The 16,763-nt window shown below is 66.9% G+C and carries 13 protein-coding genes and 1 riboswitch; of the genes, 7 read left to right on the top strand and 6 right to left on the bottom strand.

The genetic code is table 11. The features are described 5' to 3' along the window. Nucleotides 1-122: 122 nt before the first annotated feature. Nucleotides 123-326: riboswitch (cobalamin riboswitch) on the bottom strand. Between the two features lie 309 nt (nucleotides 327-635). Both ACYQ4W_RS12855 and ACYQ4W_RS12850 read right to left on the bottom strand, forming a co-directional pair. Beyond that, nucleotides 636-1,874, bottom strand: a complete 1,239-nt coding sequence (locus tag ACYQ4W_RS12855; protein ID WP_459857296.1) for an ABC transporter permease — start codon at nucleotides 1,872-1,874, stop codon at nucleotides 636-638. Continuing rightward, on the bottom strand, nucleotides 1,871-3,073 hold the full coding sequence (locus ACYQ4W_RS12850) for an aminotransferase-like domain-containing protein (RefSeq protein WP_459857294.1): 1,203 nt from the start codon (nucleotides 3,071-3,073) through the stop codon (nucleotides 1,871-1,873). The genes ACYQ4W_RS12855 and ACYQ4W_RS12850 overlap by 4 nt, the downstream gene beginning before the upstream one ends. A 135-nt stretch (nucleotides 3,074-3,208) precedes the next feature. Here ACYQ4W_RS12850 and thiM point away from each other — a divergent pair, with 135 nt between their 5' ends. From thiM to ACYQ4W_RS12835, 3 genes are read left to right on the top strand one after another with little or no spacing between them, the layout of a single operon-like run. Continuing rightward, the gene (thiM, locus tag ACYQ4W_RS12845; protein ID WP_459857292.1) at nucleotides 3,209-4,012 is read left to right on the top strand and encodes a hydroxyethylthiazole kinase; all 804 of its coding nucleotides are present in this window, start codon (nucleotides 3,209-3,211) and stop codon (nucleotides 4,010-4,012) included. Between the two features lie 2 nt (nucleotides 4,013-4,014). Further along, complete coding sequence (gene thiE / locus ACYQ4W_RS12840; protein WP_459857290.1) at nucleotides 4,015-4,668, top strand: thiamine phosphate synthase; 654 nt, start codon at nucleotides 4,015-4,017, stop codon at nucleotides 4,666-4,668. A 26-nt stretch (nucleotides 4,669-4,694) separates the two neighbouring features. Beyond that, nucleotides 4,695-5,579 carry a GNAT family N-acetyltransferase gene (locus tag ACYQ4W_RS12835; RefSeq protein WP_459857288.1) on the top strand — a complete coding sequence of 295 codons (885 nt, stop codon included), beginning with the start codon at nucleotides 4,695-4,697 and terminating at the stop codon, nucleotides 5,577-5,579. Between the two features lie 119 nt (nucleotides 5,580-5,698). Here ACYQ4W_RS12835 and ACYQ4W_RS12830 read toward each other — a convergent pair whose 3' ends face one another. Both ACYQ4W_RS12830 and ACYQ4W_RS12825 read right to left on the bottom strand, forming a co-directional pair. Next, entirely contained in the window at nucleotides 5,699-7,027 is a 1,329-nt protein-coding gene (locus ACYQ4W_RS12830) for a histone deacetylase family protein (RefSeq protein ID WP_459857285.1), read from the bottom strand. A 4-nt stretch (nucleotides 7,028-7,031) separates the two neighbouring features. Beyond that, nucleotides 7,032-8,756, bottom strand: coding sequence for a hydantoinase/oxoprolinase family protein (locus ACYQ4W_RS12825; protein ID WP_459857283.1), 1,725 nt, complete (start codon nucleotides 8,754-8,756; stop codon nucleotides 7,032-7,034). A 296-nt stretch (nucleotides 8,757-9,052) separates the two neighbouring features. On the opposite strand from ACYQ4W_RS12825, the gene ACYQ4W_RS12820 reads away from it, so the two are divergent. From ACYQ4W_RS12820 to ACYQ4W_RS12810, 3 genes are read left to right on the top strand one after another with little or no spacing between them, the layout of a single operon-like run. Beyond that, entirely contained in the window at nucleotides 9,053-9,661 is a 609-nt protein-coding gene (locus ACYQ4W_RS12820; RefSeq protein ID WP_459857281.1) for a VOC family protein, read from the top strand. Continuing rightward, nucleotides 9,654-10,451, top strand: a complete 798-nt coding sequence (sfsA, locus tag ACYQ4W_RS12815) for a DNA/RNA nuclease SfsA (protein ID WP_459857279.1) — start codon at nucleotides 9,654-9,656, stop codon at nucleotides 10,449-10,451. Before ACYQ4W_RS12820 ends, sfsA begins: the two co-directional genes overlap by 8 nt. Further along, nucleotides 10,451-11,320, top strand: a complete 870-nt coding sequence (locus tag ACYQ4W_RS12810; RefSeq protein WP_459857277.1) for a DMT family transporter — start codon at nucleotides 10,451-10,453, stop codon at nucleotides 11,318-11,320. The genes sfsA and ACYQ4W_RS12810 overlap by 1 nt, the downstream gene beginning before the upstream one ends. Nucleotides 11,321-11,611: 291 nt before the next feature. On the opposite strand, the gene ACYQ4W_RS12805 is transcribed toward ACYQ4W_RS12810, so the two are convergent. Next, the gene (locus tag ACYQ4W_RS12805; RefSeq protein ID WP_459857275.1) at nucleotides 11,612-12,691 is read right to left on the bottom strand and encodes a BON domain-containing protein; all 1,080 of its coding nucleotides are present in this window, start codon (nucleotides 12,689-12,691) and stop codon (nucleotides 11,612-11,614) included. Nucleotides 12,692-12,817: 126 nt separating this feature from the next. Further along, nucleotides 12,818-15,835, bottom strand: coding sequence for an insulinase family protein (locus ACYQ4W_RS12800; RefSeq protein WP_459857273.1), 3,018 nt, complete (start codon nucleotides 15,833-15,835; stop codon nucleotides 12,818-12,820). A 210-nt stretch (nucleotides 15,836-16,045) separates the two neighbouring features. Here ACYQ4W_RS12800 and ACYQ4W_RS12795 point away from each other — a divergent pair, with 210 nt between their 5' ends. Continuing rightward, nucleotides 16,046-16,687 (top strand): peroxiredoxin, encoded by a 642-nt coding sequence (locus ACYQ4W_RS12795; protein ID WP_459857271.1) that lies wholly within the window; start codon nucleotides 16,046-16,048, stop codon nucleotides 16,685-16,687. Nucleotides 16,688-16,763 lie beyond the last annotated feature (76 nt).

Raw genomic sequence — 16,763 nt, 5'->3', positions numbered from 1 at the left:
GGCTCCGGCGGGTTCTGGTTTCGTTGACGCGGGGGCCGAAACCAGCAGCCGAGGGCAGCACGCCCATCCAAACTGCCGCATCGCCCTCCCACGAGGCAAACGCGTCATGCCGTCCGCGCAGGGTGCGCGGGCGGGAGCAGGCAGGTCTTCGGACTTGCGGGCATTGCGGCGTTCTTGCCGTCTTTCTTGCCCCCGGACTTCCCGGCCTTTCGCCAGTGTCTCGTAGTGGGGGCTCGTTCCCGTTCACCGCTGCGGGGCAGTTCTGGGCTTGCACCAGATTCTCTTTTCACCCGGCAGGGCCGGGCACCAGCTCACGCAGATCTATGAGGCCGGCGGGCGATAAAGTCAAACCCCCCTCATGACGCGCACCCTCCTTGGATTGCTGGGGGGATGCGCGCCGCGGCCGGCAGACGCTGCCAAGCAACGCGGCGTGAACAAGGAAAACCACGCCATGCGGCGATCTAGAAAACATCCAGATGTTCTTTAGATTTATGGGCCACCCGGAGCGCACGACGAGGCTCTTCCGAACGGGCAAGGCATTTGGGACAAAGAGCCTGCGCGTTCATCGTCATGGCCTTGCCCAAGAGCCTGGGCCGGTCTTTTTTGCGCGGCCCGCCCCTTGGGTTCCCCGCGGCCTAGCCGTCGCCGCGCAGCGCGGCTATGGGATCCAGCGCGGCCGCGGCCTGCGCGGGCTTGAGGCCGAAGACGAAGCCGATCAAGAGCGCGCTGCCCAGGGACCAGAAGAACACCTTCCACGAGAAGAGGATTTGCAGCATGCCCAGCCGGGTAAGCAGTTGCCCCAGTCCCAGCCCCAGTCCCAGCCCCACAAGCCCGCCGATGGCCGTCAAAAAGGCCGCCTCGAGCATGAACTGCAGCAGGATGGCGTTCTTGGTCGCGCCCAGGGCCTTTTTGAGCCCTATTTCTCGGCTGCGCTCGCTGACGCTGATGGAGAAGAGGTTGGCCAGCACAAAACCGCCAACGGTCATGGCGGCGGCGGCGGTGACGCCAAGAAAGGCCACCAGCCCGCCCTTGAAGGCGGAAAGGAATTTCAGGATCTCGTCGGCGGTGATGATGGAGAAGTCGTCGTCGTCGCTGTCGGCCAGGTGGTGGTTCATGCGCAGAAAGGCGCGCAGATTCTCCACGTGGCTGCTCATGAGCTGGGGCTCCAGAAACTTGATGCGCATGGCGCGGTAGTACTTGCGGTCCAGGTTGAAACGGCTGGTGAGGGTGCTGATGGGGATGATGACGCGGTCGTCCACATCGCCGCCGCCGCCGGAGGCCCCGCGGTACTTGAGCCGGCCGATGACCTGCACCTGGAACTTGCCCATCTGGAAGGTGCGGCCCACGGGCGACTCGTCGCCGAAGAGCTCGCGGGAGGGCTTGTCGCCCAGCAGGGCGACGCGCGCGCCCAGGCGCACGTCCTCCTCGGAGAGGTCGCGGCCCTCGACCAGCGGCCAGTTCCAGGCGCTGGCGTAGTTTTCCGTGGCGCCGACGATGAGCGTGCCCGGAAGATTCTTGTCCTGAAAGCGCAGAGGAATGTCCTGCTTGGCGCGCATGGGCACCACCAGCGAAACGCCGGGCAGCGACTGGCGGATGGTGCGCATGTCGTCTTCGGTGAGGGTGTTGGTGCGCGCGCCGACAGCCCGCTTCTTGAAGTTCCCGCCGAAGACGAGGGCGGCGTCGGGCCCGAACCATTCGACCAGCTCCACGGCCTTGCGCTCCGCCCCGTCCACGGCGGTGACGATGAGGGTGAGGGCGGCCACGCCGAACCCCACCCCCATGATGACAAAGAGCGAGCGGGCCTTGTAGGCCCACAGGGCCGCCAGGGCCATGCCCCGCAAACGGCCCAGAAGGGTCAGCGTTCCGGCGCTCATGCTCCCTTGCAGGCGGCTTTCGGGCTGTCGGCCAAACAGGCCTCCATGCAGGCGGCCAGCCGCTTGATGCCTTCGTCGATGGTCTCGGCGTCGGCGTTGGAGTAGTTGAGGCGCAGGGTGTTTTCGCCCGTGCCGTCCACAAAGAAGGCCGCGCCGGGCACAAAGGCCACCTTGCACTCCACGGAGCGCTTCAAGAGCTCCGTGGCGGAGAGGTTCTCCGGCAGGGTGACCCAGAGGAACATGCCGCCCTCGGGCTGGGTGACGTGCACGTTCTTGGGAAAGTGCTTGGCGATGGAGGCCTGCATGGTCCGGCACTGGTTGCCGTAAAGCTCGCGGATGCGCGCCACGTGGGCCTCGAAGTCGTTGTCGGCCAGGAACTGGTGCACGATCATCTGGTCGAGGGAGCCGGTGTGCAGGTCGGCCGCCTGCTTGGCGATGACGAGCCGGTCCATGATCTCGCCCTTGGCCACGATCCAGCCCAGGCGGAAGCCGGGCGCGGCGACCTTGGAGAAGGTGCCGAGCAGCATGGAGTGCTCCGGCCGCTGCTTGTACACCGGCGGCAGGGCGCGGCCCTTGAAGCGCAGCTCGCCGTAAGGGTCGTCCTCAAGGAAGAATGTGCCGTGGCGGTGCAGCAGCTCGGCCACCGCTGCGCGCTTTTCTTCGGAATAGGACAGGCCGGAGGGATTCTGAAAGCTGGTGACGGCATAGAACAGCTTGGCGCCCTCAAGGGCCTTGTCGAGGGCGGCCAGGTCCGGGCCGTCGTTCTCCAGCGGCACGGAGCGCCAGGAGGGCCGGAAGATGGTGAAGGCCTGGATGGCGCCCAGGTAGCCGGGCTTTTCCATGACTACGGTATCGCCCGCGTTGACGATGACCTTGGCCACGAGGTCCAGCGCCTGCTGAGAGCCGGTGGTGATGAGGATGTCGTTGGGGTTCACGTTCATGTCCATGCGCCGCTTGTAGCGGTCGGCGATCCACTTGCGCAGGGGCAGGTAGCCCTCGGTGGTGGAATACTGCAGGGCGCTCGGGCCGGACTCGTACAATACCTTGGCGGCGGCGGCGGCGATCTCGGGCACGGGGAAGGAGGCCGGATTGGGCAGGCCGCCCGCGAAGGAGATGACGGAAGGATCCGCGGTGACCTTCAGAATCTCGCGGATGAAAGAACGCTGGGCCTTAGCCACACGATCGGCAAACTGAGGCATGTGGGGGACTCCTTTTCATTATTGTAGGGAGGACTGTAGGCCCGTGCCTCCGCGATTTCAACCCTCCTTGCCTTGACAACCGGCAGGCAAGCGGAGAATCTTGAACGACCTGCAACCTCATAGCCGGAGCACGCCATGACCGACGCCGACAAGGTATTTCGCGACATTGAGGCCATCCGCGCCAAAGCGCCGGTGATCTTGTCCATAACCAACTACGTGGTGACCAACACCACGGCCAACGCGCTTTTGGCCCTGGGCGCCTCGCCCATCATGAGCCACGCGGTTGAGGAAATGGCCGAGCTGGTCGCCATTTCCGGCGGCGTGGTCATCAACCTCGGCACCGTGGCGCCGGAATATCTTGCCGCCATGGATCCCGCCTGGACCGCGGCCGACGAGGCCGGCGTGCCCGTGGTGCTCGACCCCGTGGGCGCGGGCGCGAGCATGCTGCGCACCGTCACCCCCCTGGCCCTGCTCGGCGCGCACCAGCCGTTCATCATCCGCGGCAACGCCTCGGAGATCATGACCCTTGCCGGTGATTCCGGGTCCGCCGCGCGCGGGGTCGACTCCACGGCCAAGAGCGACAACGCGGGCACCGCCGCGCGCACCCTGGCCATGAAGCACAACTGCGCTGTTGTGGTCAGCGGCGAAACCGACTTCGTCACCGAAAGCGGCGCCAAGGTGCGCGTGCTCGGCGGCAGCCCGCTCATGCCGCGCGTCACCGGCCTTGGCTGCACGGCAACGGCCCTGTGCGCGGCCTTTGCCGCCGTGAACAAGAACCCGCTGGAAGCCGCGCTGCATGCCTGCGTCACCATGAAGGTTGCGGGCGAGATGGCGGAACGAAAATCAAGCGGCCCCGGCACGTTGCAGCTGCATTTGTACGATGCGCTGTACAACATGACCGCCCAGGACGTGGTCGACCACATCAAGGTGGTGCACTAGCCATGACGCGGCGGCCGGGCTTTGACCTCGCACTCTATCTGGTGACGGACCGGAAGCTGTGCGGAGAGCGGAGCCTGGCCGACGTGGCGGCCCTGGCCGTGCGCGGCGGCGCAAGCGTTGTGCAGCTGCGCGAAAAGAGCCTGGGCTTCCGCGACATGGTCGCCCTGGGCCAGGCGCTCAAGGCCCTGCTCGCACCGCATGGCGTGCCGCTCATCGTCAACGACCGTGTGGATGTGGCTTTGGCCGTGCAGGCGGACGGCGTTCATCTGGGCCAGTCGGACATGCCCGCGCCCCTCGCCCGGCAATTGCTCGGCCCGGCCGCGCTCATCGGGCTCTCCCTGGAGCGCCCGGACCAGCTGGCCGAGGCCGAAGGCCTGGACATCGACTACTACGGCGTCAGTCCCATCTATCCCACGCCGACCAAGACGGACACGGGCCCCGGCTGGGGCCTGGGCGGCCTGCGCGGTCTGCGCGCCGCCACAGCGCGTCCCCTGGTGGCCATTGGCGGCATCGGCGCGCAAAATGCCGCCGAGGTCATCCGCGCCGGGGCCGACGGCATTGCCGTGGTCTCCGCCATTTGCGCCGCCCCGGATCCGGAGAGCGCGAGCCGCGCCCTGCTCGACGCCGTACGCCGGGAGCTGGCGCTCCGCCCCTGACAGCCACGTCCATCAAGGAGGCCCGCATGACCTCGCCCCACGGCACAAGCACCACGGTCGACGATGGGTACGCCATCCGCCGCATGGCGCGGCATGAGCTGGACTTCGCCCTGGACCTGGCCGCGGCCGAGGGCTGGAACCCCGGCCTGCGGGACGCCGAAGCCTTTTGGCGGGCCGACGGAGACGGCTTCTTTCTCGGCGCGCTGCACGGCGAGCCCGTGGCGGCCATTTCCGCCGTGCGCTACGCCGCGGACCAGCACAGCCCGGCCTTCGGCTTCATCGGTCTGTACCTCGTGCGGCCGGATCTGCGCGGGCGCGGCTATGGCCTGCGTCTGTGGAACGCGGCCCTGAAAGCGCTGGCTGCGCCCACAATCGGTTTGGACGCGGTGGTGGCCCAGCAAAGCGCCTACGCCAAGGACGGTTTCGCCCTGGCCCTGCGCAACAGCCGCTATGAAGGCACGACCGGTGGCGAGATGCCCCCTGGGCTGCACGATCTGGAGGAAACGCCCTTCGCCGAGGTGCTGGCCTACGACAGGCGTTGCTTCCCGGCCCGGCGCGAAGCCTTCCTGACATCCTGGCTCAGCCTGCCGGGGCACGTGGCCCTGGGGCTGCGGCGCGGGGGAAGGCTGGCCGGCTACGGCGTGGTGCGGCCCTGCGGCGTGGGCTCAAAAATTGGCCCGCTCTTCGCCGATGACGCGGTCGCCGCACACAGTCTTTTTCATGGTCTTTGCGCCGCCGCGCAACAGGGCCCGGTCTTCCTCGACGTGCCCCTGCCCAATGCGGACGCGGTGCGGCTGGCCGAGTCCCACGGCATGCGCCAAGTGTTCGAGACCGGGCGCATGTATCGCGGCCCTGCGCCCGCATATGACCTGGAACGCGTCTTCGGCGTCACCAGCTTCGAACTGGGCTGACAAGAAAAAGGCCGCCCCCCAACGGGAGACGGCCCAAATGAACGACGAATGAACGGCGGGTGAACAGCGTTCGACGTGCTTCCTTAGCGTGACCGCTCCCGATCAGGCCGTGGCTTCAGTCAAAACCCGTGCCGCAAATACTGGCGGTCCGCCCGGTTGATGAGCTGGCTGTAGCGGTAGCCGTCCTTGGCCTGGGCTTCGTCATACAGGGCCAGACCCTTCTCGCGGCAGCGCGGGCAGGCGTTGAGCGGAATCTCCACGCCCAGGCAGGCGGGGTTCTTGGTGGTGCGGCTGACGACCTTGAGCAGCCCCCGGCAGGAGTCGCACAGCAGCAGCTCCTCGGTTTGCGCCTCGCTGATGCCGTCGGTGTCGTAATAGATGTCCTTGTGGCGCACGAACCACTCGCCCTCGATCTTGCCGCCGGAGACGCTCTGCTCCAGGCTGGGCGGGTTGAAGTACAGCTCTGGAAGGGCGTCGCACAGCTTGGCCAGATATTCGGCTATCTGCGGCCGCTGCGCATGCTTCACGGCGTCGAAGCCCGGCTCGCGCACGCCGGAGTAGTCCAGCCCGGCCATGGACAGGCAGATGCCCAGATTCACGTAGGGCAGGGCGCCCTGGATGGAGTACCCGCCTTCCAGCACGGCGATGTCGGCCTGCAAGAGTTCGGTCAGGCGCGCATAGCCCTGCGCCGTCAGGTTCATGTTGGTGATGGGGTCGGTGAAGTGGTTGTCCTGCCCGGCGGAATTGATGACCACCTCGGGCTGGAAGTCCTTCAGAATGGGCATGACCACCCGCTCCATGGCCATCATGTAGCCTTCGTCGCCGGTGCCCGGCGGCAGGGGGATGTTGATGGTGCGGCCAAGGGCGTGCGGGCCGCCGCATTCCTGCGGGAAGCCCGTGCCGGGGTAGAGCGTGCGGCCGTCCTGGTGCAGCGAGATGAACAGCACATCCGGGTCGTGCCAGTAGATGTCCTGGGTGCCGTCGCCGTGGTGGCAGTCGGTGTCGACCACCGCGATGCGCTTCTTGCCGTAGTTCTCGCGCAGGTGCTCGATCATCACGGCTTCGATGTTGATGTTGCAGAACCCCCGCGAGCCGTGCACGACCTTCATGGCGTGGTGTCCCGGCGGGCGCACCAGGGCGAAGGCCTTCTTGTGCCGGCCGCTCATGACAAGATCAGCGGCGGTCATGGTGCCGCCGGCCGCCACCAGGTGCGAGCGCGTGGCCACGGCCTCCACCTCCGGGTAGCAGAAGTGCACGCGCTCGATGTCCTCTTTGGTGGCCACGCCGGGCTTGTGCTCGTCCACGCCCTCGATGTCGAAGAGCCCCTCTTCCTTCAGCTGGTCCTGCGTGTAGAGCAGACGCTCTTCCCGCTCCGGGTGCGTGGGCGAGATGCTCCAGTCGAAAGCCGGGAAGAAGATGACGCCCAGGCTGTTTTTTGCCTCGTGCATGGCCCTACCTCCCCGCCGTGGTTTGCGACTGTCCGGTCAGGGCGAAGGCCACGCCGGGCTTGATCTGGCATTTGACGCGGATGTTGCGGCCGGTGGTGACGCCGTCGCTCACCATGTTGAAGCTGGAGGCGTGGTTCACCTGCGCGTTGTCCCGGTCGGCGAACACGCCCATTTCGGACAGATGCGCCAGCAGATGGTTCAGGGCGTCGCGCTCGGCCTCCTTCAGGCTGTAATTGCGCGGCACGTTTTCGCGGTGGCGCAGGGCGGGAATGAACATGACGCCCTTTTCCGTGTCGGCGAAGAGCTCCAGGCTGGCCGTGTTGCGCGTCAGCGCCGCGCCGATGGCGTTGGCCACGTCGAAGTGCTCCGGCACCACGGTGAAAAGCTCGAAGCGCTGGCGCACGGCCTCGCGCATGGCCTGGGCCGGGCCGCCCATGAGGTATACGCGCTTGGGCACCACGCGGCGGCCCTCCAGCAGCTCGTGGATGGTGTATACGGGCTTGTCGTTGATCTCGTCGAGCAGCTCCCGCGTGGCCTTGAAGATGGCCTCGCTGGCGGCCTCCACGGCGCTCTGGGCCAGCACCTCCGGGCTGATGGAGTGGCAGCGCGCGAACTGGCCGATGGCCTGGCGCGAGGCCTCCACGTTGCCGTGGCTGGCCGCGCCCACGCAGTTCAGCGCGTCGATGAGCGTCGGGCGGGCATCGGCCGCGCAGGCGCAGCCCAGCTCCACGCAGTCGGCCTGTGAGGGGCCGAGGCGGTTGGGCCCCACGCGCACGGCCTCGCCCAGCACGCTGATGGCCGAGTCGCCGCCGATGCCGATGGAATGCACCTTGAGCGCGCGCACCAATGTGGGGTGGCTGCCGATGTCGATGCCGTCGTGCTCCACCAGGGGTTGGCCGTCCACGAACACGGCGATGTCCGTGGTGGTGCCGCCGATGTCCAGAATGATCGAGTCGTGGTTGATGTCGCACAGGGCGATGATGCCCATGACGCTGGCCGCGGGGCCGGAAAAGATGCTCTGCACGGGCATTTTGCGCGCCTGGGCCAGGGGAAAGGTGCCGCCGTCGGCCTTGAGGGTGTTCACGCGCACATGGCCCAGGCCAAGGCGTGCAAGGCTCTTCTCCACGGCGTCGGCAAAGGCGCCGAAGACCCGCCACACCGCGCAGTTGAAATAGGCCGTGGCCAGGCGGCGGGGAAAGTTGAGACGCCCGCCCAGCTCGTGGCCCAGGGTCACGGCGTCCGCGCCTGCGCCGTCCGGGCCGAGCATCTGCCGCAGGGTGTTTTCGTGCAGGGGGTTGCGGGTGCTGAACTTGCCCACGCAGCCGAACACGCGCACGCCTTTTTTGCGGCAGGCGTCGATGGCGCTTTGCGCCTGCGCCGCGTCCAGGCGTTCGATCTCGCTGCCCCGGTGGTCGATGGACCCTGTGAGCACGTGGTAGTCGCGGCAGAGCATGAAGTCGTCGGCGCTGATGCCCGGCCCCGGCACCACCAGCATGCCCACGTCCTCCAGGGTGCCCTGGACGATGGCGTTGGTGGAGAGCGTGGTGGAAAGGTTCAGCTGCGAAATGCTCTGGGCCGGCACGGCCGCCAGAATGCCCTCCAGGGCCTGGTTCACGGAGGCCAGCAGATCCTGGTGGTTGGTCTTTACCTTGGCCTGGGCGGCAATGCCTGATTCGTCGAGCGCCACGGCGTCCGTGTGCGTTCCGCCTACGTCGATGCCGAGATACATGGGCTGGCCCCCTTGGATGTTGTGAAGGCTTCGGCAATGCTTTTCGGGGCATAGCACCGGCTTTTAGGACCGTAAAGAGGCCCGGGGACGCCCCATCGGCGGGCGGTCTGTGGGGGTCGGTGGATGGTCGCAAGCGGTCGGGGCGCCACAGGCCTCACGCTGTCGGTCCAGGCTGCGGGGCCGCATTGCCCCTTGTCGCAGCGTTCGGTCAGGAGAGCGGTCTCCCATGCGGCCTGTCGCCGCCGTCTTGCTTTTCCCTTGCCGCCCATCTAGAAGGACGTAGAAGGAGAGCCCGCATGCGCTTTACCGGCATCAACCACCTGGCCTTGGCCACGGGCGACATGGACGCCACCATCCGCTACTGGCGCGACCTGCTCGGCATGCGCCTTGTGGCTGGTCTGGGGCACCCCGGCTACCGGCATTACTTCTTCGAGCTCACCCAGCAGGACATGATCGCCTTTTTCGAGTGGCCGGGCGTGGAGCCGGGGCCGGACAAGGACCATGGCGCGCCGGTGCGCGGCCCCTTCACCTTCGACCACATCTCTTTTGGGTTGGAGTGCGAGGAGGACCTGTGGGCCCTGCGCGACAGGCTGGAAGCCGCCGGTTTCTGGGTGTCGGAGGTGGTCGACCACGGCTTCATCCACTCGCTCTATTCCTTTGACCCCAACAACGTTGCGGTGGAGTTCAGCGTGCCCGTGCCGGGCGTGGACCTGCGCGCCCAGCCGGTGATGGCCGACACCGAGCCCACGGCCTGCGCGGCCGAAGGCCCGGACCCTGTGCCGGGCGTTTGGCCCGCCGTGCCCCGCCCCACGCCGGAAGCCGAGCGCCGCGTCTACCCGGGCGAAGGCCTGCGCCTTGTGGGCAAGGAACCTGAGGAAGACGGCAACGGCCCCCGGCATGTCTGATTCTGCCGTGCTCCTGCCTTTTGCCCCCGGCTGCCGCGTCACCCGGCTGCTGCGCCGCGAGAAGCGCTTCACCGCCGTGACCGTGGACCCCGCCACCGGGGGCGAGGTGCGCGCCCACACCAACAACACCGGCTCCATGCTCGGCCTGCTGCGGCCCGGCGTGGCCGCGCTGCTTTCCCCGGCGTTGAACCCGGACCGCGCCCTCAAATGGACCCTGGAGGCTTTGGCCCTGCCGGGCGGGCACCGTGGCGCGGACCCCGCCTGGGTGGGCGTGAACACCCTGACGCCCAACAGGCTTTTGGCCGCGGCCTGGCGAACGGGCCTGCTGCCCGAGGCCCGCGCTTATGCGCGCATGACGCCGGAATTCAAGATCGGCGACAGCCGCCTGGACGCCCGCTTTGACTCCGCCGATGGTGAAGCCCCTGAACCTGGCCCCCTGCCGCCCCTCTACGTGGAGTGCAAAAACGTGACCCTTGTGGAAGATGATCAGGCCCAGTTTCCGGACGCCGCAAGCGAACGCGGCCGCAAGCACCTTGTGGAGCTGACGCGTCTGGTGGGCCAAGGCTGCCGCGCCGCGCTGTTCTTCCTGGTGCAAAGGCCGGACGGCGAGTGCTTCGCCCCGGCGGACGTGGTCGACCCGGCGTATGCCGAGGGCCTGGCCGTGGCCCTTGCGGCCGGGGTGGAGGCCTGGGTCTGGCGCGCGCGCGTCACCGAAGCGGGCATAGCCCTGGCCGGGCGTTTGCCGCTGGCGCCCGCCTGGGCGCGGCTCGTCCGCCCCCGGAGCGCCTGATGCTGCATCTGCTCCTTGGCGCATTCATCATCAGCTTCTCGCCCGTGTTCGTAAAGCTGGCAGGCCCCTACGGCGTCAGCGGCGACGCGGCGGCCTTCTACCGCATGTTCATCGGCGGAATCGGCCTGCTGCTGGCCACCTGCATGAGCCGGGAACCGCGCTCGCGCATCGCGGCCCTGCCCAAGGCCGGATATTACTGGTCCGCTCTCTGCGCGGCGTTTTTCGCCGCGGACCTCGTGGTCTGGCACATCTCCATCCATTACATCGGCCCGGGGCTTTCCACCCTGTTCGGGAACTTCCAGGTGTTCATCCTGGCCCTGTGGAGCATTGTCTTTTTGAAGGAAAAGCCCAGCGGGCGCTTTTTGCTGGGGCTCGGCCTGGCCATGGCCGGGCTCTTCGCCATCGTGGCTCCGGCCTGGGCCGCCGCCGGGCCGGACTACCACATCGGCGTCATTTTCGGCCTGCTCACGGGGTTCTTCTATGGCGGGTTCATCCTGGCTTTGGGCCGCAGCATGATGATTTGCGGCGAGGGCAGCCAGCTTGCCGTCACCACCGTGAACACGCTCATGACCGCCGCCCTGCTCCTGCTCGTGCTGCTGGCGCGGGGCGAAAGCCTGGGCCTTTCCCCGGGCATGCCTCTGCTGCTCATGGCGGGCTATGGCCTCAGTTCCCAGCTCCTGGGTTGGGTGCTTATCAGCCGGGGCCTGCGCGACACGCGCATGTCCCTCGCCGGGCTGATTTTGCTGCTGCAGCCCGTGCTGGCCTACATTTGGGACCTGCTTTTCTTCGCCAAGCCAACGGGCGCCGCCGAACTATTGGGCGTGGCCGCCACCCTTACCGGCATCGCCCTTGGCGTGCGCCGGCGTTAAAGTTGCCGCTGACGCAGAGACGAAGCTTCCGGGGGCTTTTAGGTTCTGTGGAATATTAAGGAAGGGCCCCTGATAGAATCCCTGGGTCCATCTTGATTTCCTGGCCGGAAGCTTGCTGCTTTGATGTCGGCATCAGGCACGCATCTGTTTTCCCTCTCTCCCCATCTGCATGGCCGTGGGCCAGATTGCGCGCCACGGCGGGTTCCAGCCAAAAGCCCCGGCCGCGTTTTCTGCGTGGCCGGGGCTTTTGGCTGGTTCGAGACGGGCCGGGGCGTTGCCCCGCATGCAGTGCTAGAACAAGGCCAGGAGAGCCTGTATCTTCACCTTGGCCTGCTGCTGGGTGGCGCTATCGGCCGCGACGGACAGCCGGTCGGAGATGGAGAGGTCGCGGTCCTGGCCGACCTGGGTGGCGAGGGTGAGCAGTTCGGCCCGGGCGAGGGGATTGGCCTCGTGCTTGGCCAGAGTGGCGAGCTTCTGCTGCATATGGGCGCGGGCCTTGTTCGCCGCGGGGGCGATGGCGGCAGGCGCGGGCGTGACCGCCGCGCGGTATGTGGGGCCGCTCTTTGCCGCTTGGGCAAGATGGATGGGGCTGATGGGGCTTGCGGGTAGCGGCTGCGGATCATCCTGCAGGGTGATGCCGCGCGGAGTCTCCTCGCCGGGCTTGAGCAGGTAGAGCCGGTTGGTCTGGGTGTGCCCGGTGGCGTATTCGTCGCGGATGGCCAGGAGCGAAAGGGCCGGCTTGCCTGTGACGGTTTCGACGTACTGGATGATGTCCAGGGCCTCGGCATGGGTGCCGACGACGCCCATGAGGCAGAGCTGTCCGTCCACGGCCTGGATGTCGACCCCGACGTTCTTGTGCAGCAGGTGGCGGCTCAGCGCGAGGCGGGCGCGGCTTTCCAGCCCGCTGTCCGCGCTGCGGTTGATGGGCGCTTCCACGTCGCGCAGGCGGATGTAGCCCTTGATGGCTCCCACGCCCTTGACGTTCTGCATGGCGACGATGACGCGGTCGCGGTCGGCCTGGGTTTCCACGACGCCCACGGCGAAGACCTCGCCGTTGTAAGCGCGCACCTGCACGTCCGCGGAGCCGTGCGCCGTGAGCAGCGCGCTTTGGGCCTTGATGGAGAGCATGTTGTCGCGCACGATGGTGTTCATGTCGCGCTCATCGCTGGCGAGATAGGCGGAGTTGTAGACGCCTTTGACGCCGGTCATGGCCAGGGAGCTGTTCTGCGGCATGGCCAGGGAGGCCGTGGTGGTGATGGCGAAGGGCAGCATGGCGCAGCCGCCGGCGCACAAGAGCCAAAGCCCCAGCGCGGCCATTGTCATGGCGCGGAGGGTGCGGTTGTGCAGGGGCTGGCGGCGGTTTCTACCCATGCCGCTACTTGTGCAAGACCGGGGCCAGAGGGAGAATCTCATGCTTCTGATGGACTTGCCTTTAGGTTCGCGCTGGTATTGGTATCAGGACGTCAAATGCATGACGTCCTGATAGGCAATACTGTTTCACAGAACCTTGGTCAAGACAAAGTCTAGATTGGCTTTCTCCAACCCGTCGCGTCCGCCCGCCACGACCATGGGGCCGTTGGCCAGCACGGCGTTCACGGCTTCTCCAAAGGCGGCGAAGTCCTTTTGGCTGGTGGCGAACACCGCTTCGCGCGCGGCCTGGCGGTAGTCCGCGTCCTCGCCGGTGATCTCGCGCGCCAGGGCCGTGAAGCCCTTGGCGTCGGGCAGCATATAGTGGTCCATGTCGCCGATGCTGCCGACAACGCTCTTTTCCAGCTCCGAGGGGTCGATGTGCAGGCTGGTGAGATACGGCCCGACGCCGGCGTAGGCGTCCAGGGTGCGCGTCACGTTGGGGTCGCGGTAGGAGGCGAAGACGAGGTTGCCGGAAAGCCTGCTGTACGCGCAGGAGGCCCCGTACGCGCCGCCCTGCACGCGCACGCGCTCCCACAGGTAGCCCGCCCGCAGGAACTTGGCGACCACCGAGGCCGCGGCGCCGGGCTCCTGGCCGAGGGCGCGGGCGTTGCCGCCGGCGGCGACGTAGTTCACCTGCGCGGGCAGGCACAGGCCCTCGCGCAGGGGCAGTTCGGGGATTGCGCGGGGCGCGGCGCTGAGGGTCACATCCGGCAGGCCTCCGACCACTTCGGCGATGCGCGGGAGCGCCGCCTTGATGGCCTTGGCGTCGGTGGTGAGATTGACCAGCAGGCCCCGGCGGGAAAGCAGCAGGGAGAGCAGACGGTGCAGGTCCGCGCTCACGCCTTCCGGGGCGGTGTCCATGCGCCGGGCCAGGTCGCGCACGAAGTTCAGGCCGGTCAGGCCGCCCATGGCCTCGTTCATGGCCTGGGCAACGCCCGTGCGGGCCTTGAGCCGCGTGGAGGCGAGAGCATGACCCGAAGGGATGAGGCGCTGCTCGCGCCGGGCCTTGGATTCAAGGATGATCTTGCCCAGGCGCTCGGCATCGCTGAAGTCCGCTTCCGTGAGCACTTCGGTTATGAGGCCAAGGAGCGAGGGCAGTTTCTCGGCCGTGGCCTTGCCGCGCAGGAACAGGCGCTGGGCGGCCGCGTTCGGCCCCTGGCCGCGCACGGAGGAGACGAAGGTCTGCGCCCACAGGCCGCCCGTGGTCATGGCGATGTTGCGCGAGAGGTCCACAAAGCTGGAGCGCTTGGTGCCCATTTCAAGAAGCGTGCGGCCAAGGATGGGCACCAGCGGGATGAGTTCGTCCGGTACGCCCGCGAGTTCGAAGGCTAGGTCCAGGTACACCACGCCGCTGGTGGGCAGGTCGTGCACAAAGGTCTTGGTGCCGGTATCCGGCAGGCCGGGCAAGGCGGCCAGCTCATGCGGAATGGCGGCGTTTTCCCGCGGCAGGTCGGCGGGGGTCAGGCGGGGAATGCGGGCCAGGTCCTCCGGCGCGTCCGGGGCCTCCTGCAAGGCGTGCAGTTCGTGCGTCTCCGCCACCAGGCGCTCCACGTCCCGAGCGGACAGGCTGTCCTTCACGGCCTTGAGGCGCGCCTGTTCGGCGGCTTCGCGCTGGGCGCCCAGGGCCGTGTCGGGCACCAGGATCACCAGGGTGCGGTGGGTGTTGTGCAGAAAATGCGTGCGGATGAGGTCCTCAAAGACCTTCTCGCCCTTGTCCAGCCGGGCCTTGAGCCGCGCCAGGGGGCCTTCGAAGGGCAGGTGCGCCAGCGGGTCGCCGTCGTACAGCCAGGTCGCCAGGGCCTCGAAAAAGACCACCAAGCCGCGCGGGTAGCTGCCCGTGTTGTTCTCGCGCAGGTCGAACTCCACGCTGTTGATGCCCGCGCGGATGTCGTCCAGGTGCAGGCCGTCTTCGGCGAGCTGCCGCAGGGTGTCCAGCACCAGGGCCTCCACCTTGTCGGCCGTGGCCTCGGCCGCGTTGTTGGCGGTGGCCAGGCCTTTGAGGCCGACGGAGAAGGACATCTGGCGCAGGTCCGTCTCCAGGCCGCCGCCCGTGAGGTCCTCGCCCAGGCCGGAGTCGACCAGGGCCTTGCGCAAGGGCGATGACGGCAAGCCGATGAGCACATGCTCCAACACCTCGAAGGCGAGGCTCAGGTCCGGGCTTTGCGTGTCCGGCAGGCCGAAGTTGACCGTGCACATGGCCCGGGCCGCGCCTTCGCCGTCTTCCGCTCCATTGTCCTCGTCGCCCTCGTCATCTCCCTCCGCCATGGGCTCGGGAAGTGCTGCGTCCGCGGCGTACGGATGCACAAAGCGCCGGGGTTTCTCAAAGGAAGGCTGCAGCTCCACCTCTGAGGCGGGCTGGCCCGGAGCCGGGGCGTCGAACTGGGAGAAATATTCGTCCAGCATGGCCAGGCGCTTTTCCGGGTCGTCGTCGCCGGAGAAGAATGCATAGGCGTTGGACGGATGGTAGAAGCGCTTGTGGAAGTCCATGAACTGCTCAAAGGTCAGGTCGGGAATGCGTTCCGGATCGCCGCCGGAGTCCAGCCCGTAGCAGGTGTCCGGGTAGAGCGAGCGCTGGGAGTATTCGCCCAGCAGGCTGTCGGGCGAGGAGTACACGCCCTTCATCTCGTTGAACACCACGCCCTTGAATGCCAGCGGGTCCTCGGCGCGCTCCACGTCGTAGTGCCAGCCTTCCTGCTTCAGCGTATTGGGCGTCAGGCTGGGGAAGAACACCGCGTCGAGATAGACATCAACGAGGTTGTAGAAGTCCTGCAAGTTGGCGCTGGCCACGGGGTAGCAGGTCTTGTCCGGAAAGGTGAGGGCGTTCAGGAAGGTGTTGAGCGAGCCTTTGATGAGCTCCACGAAGGGCTCCTTGACCGGGTACTTGCGCGAACCGCAGAGCACGCTGTGCTCCAGGATGTGCGGCAGCCCGGTGGAGTCCGTGGGCGGCGTGCGGAAGGCCACGCCGAAGACCTTGTTTTCGTCCGGGCTGATGAGCGAAAGGAGACGGCCGCCGGTCTTGGCATGGCGGTAAATGCGCGCGGTGGCGGCAAGTTCGGGTATTTCCTGCTCGCGTTCAAGGGCAAAGCCGTGGATGAGCTTGGTCATGGGACCTCTTTTGGTGTGGTGTGGTCTTGCGCGCGGGTGCTGTTCGCCGCGCTTGTGCGGCCATAGATATAGCACGATGGCCCGGGAGGGAAGGGGGGCGCGCCTTGACTCCCCCGGCGTGAACCCCTATTTAGCTTAGATACGGAAAGAGCCGCGCCCTGCCGCGCGCTTTTGCCCAGCAACAACAAAAAACACAACGGAGAAGCCCGCATGGAATGCTGCGATCACGATCACGACGACTACGAGTTCATGGAATGCGCCAAGGTCGGACAGAAAATCCGGAACTTCACCCTTGAGGCCTATGACCCGAGCGAGGGCGGCTTCACGGTTGTGGATTCCGAGAAGATCCAGAAGAAAAAGAAGTGGCTGGTGCTTGTGTTCTACCCGGCGGACTTCACCTTCGTGTGCCCCACGGAGCTGGCCGACCTGGCCGCCCAGCACGCCAAGCTCAAGAAGCTCGGCGCGGAAGTGGTCAGCGTGTCCACCGACACCAAATTCGCCCACCTTGCCTGGCAGACCAGCGAACGCCTGCTCAAGGACGTGAAGTTCCTCATGGGCGCCGACCCCAACGGCAACGTGTCCCGCTTCTTCGACGTGTGGGACGCGGAGTCCGGTCTGGCCCTGCGCGGCACCTTCATCATCAACCCCGATGGCGTGCTGGCCTCCAGCGAAGTGAACTTCTACAACGTGGGCCGCAACGCGGACGAGCTTGTGCGCAAGCTTGAGGCCAACGTCTACCTCATCAAGAATCCCAACGAGGCCTGCCCAGCCAAGTGGACCCCCGGCGCCAAGACCCTGACCCCCTCTGAATCCATGGTGGGCAAGGTTTACGAAGCCCTGAACGAGAAATAGGCAACGACGTTTGATAAGCCCCGGACCTGCTGAGGTCCGGGGCGTTTTTTGAAGCTCCCGGAAGCGGGAGCGTGGG

The organism is Humidesulfovibrio idahonensis (genome assembly GCF_054657715.1).
This window is presented reverse-complemented; position numbering and strand designations above follow the sequence as displayed.

Excerpts from the sequence above, each read along its gene's own strand:
- ACYQ4W_RS12855 (WP_459857296.1), bottom strand. The coding sequence starts at position 1,874 with ATGAGCGCCGGAACGCTGACCCTTCTGGGCCGTTTGCGGGGCATGGCC.
- ACYQ4W_RS12850 (WP_459857294.1), bottom strand. The coding sequence starts at position 3,073 with ATGCCTCAGTTTGCCGATCGTGTGGCTAAGGCCCAGCGTTCTTTCATC.
- thiM (WP_459857292.1), top strand. The coding sequence starts at position 3,209 with ATGACCGACGCCGACAAGGTATTTCGCGACATTGAGGCCATCCGCGCC.
- thiE (WP_459857290.1), top strand. The coding sequence starts at position 4,015 with ATGACGCGGCGGCCGGGCTTTGACCTCGCACTCTATCTGGTGACGGAC.
- ACYQ4W_RS12835 (WP_459857288.1), top strand. The coding sequence starts at position 4,695 with ATGACCTCGCCCCACGGCACAAGCACCACGGTCGACGATGGGTACGCC.
- ACYQ4W_RS12830 (WP_459857285.1), bottom strand. The coding sequence starts at position 7,027 with ATGCACGAGGCAAAAAACAGCCTGGGCGTCATCTTCTTCCCGGCTTTC.
- ACYQ4W_RS12825 (WP_459857283.1), bottom strand. The coding sequence starts at position 8,756 with ATGTATCTCGGCATCGACGTAGGCGGAACGCACACGGACGCCGTGGCG.
- ACYQ4W_RS12820 (WP_459857281.1), top strand. The coding sequence starts at position 9,053 with ATGCGCTTTACCGGCATCAACCACCTGGCCTTGGCCACGGGCGACATG.
- sfsA (WP_459857279.1), top strand. The coding sequence starts at position 9,654 with ATGTCTGATTCTGCCGTGCTCCTGCCTTTTGCCCCCGGCTGCCGCGTC.
- ACYQ4W_RS12810 (WP_459857277.1), top strand. The coding sequence starts at position 10,451 with ATGCTGCATCTGCTCCTTGGCGCATTCATCATCAGCTTCTCGCCCGTG.
- ACYQ4W_RS12805 (WP_459857275.1), bottom strand. The coding sequence starts at position 12,691 with ATGGGTAGAAACCGCCGCCAGCCCCTGCACAACCGCACCCTCCGCGCC.
- ACYQ4W_RS12800 (WP_459857273.1), bottom strand. The coding sequence starts at position 15,835 with ATGACCAAGCTCATCCACGGCTTTGCCCTTGAACGCGAGCAGGAAATA.
- ACYQ4W_RS12795 (WP_459857271.1), top strand. The coding sequence starts at position 16,046 with ATGGAATGCTGCGATCACGATCACGACGACTACGAGTTCATGGAATGC.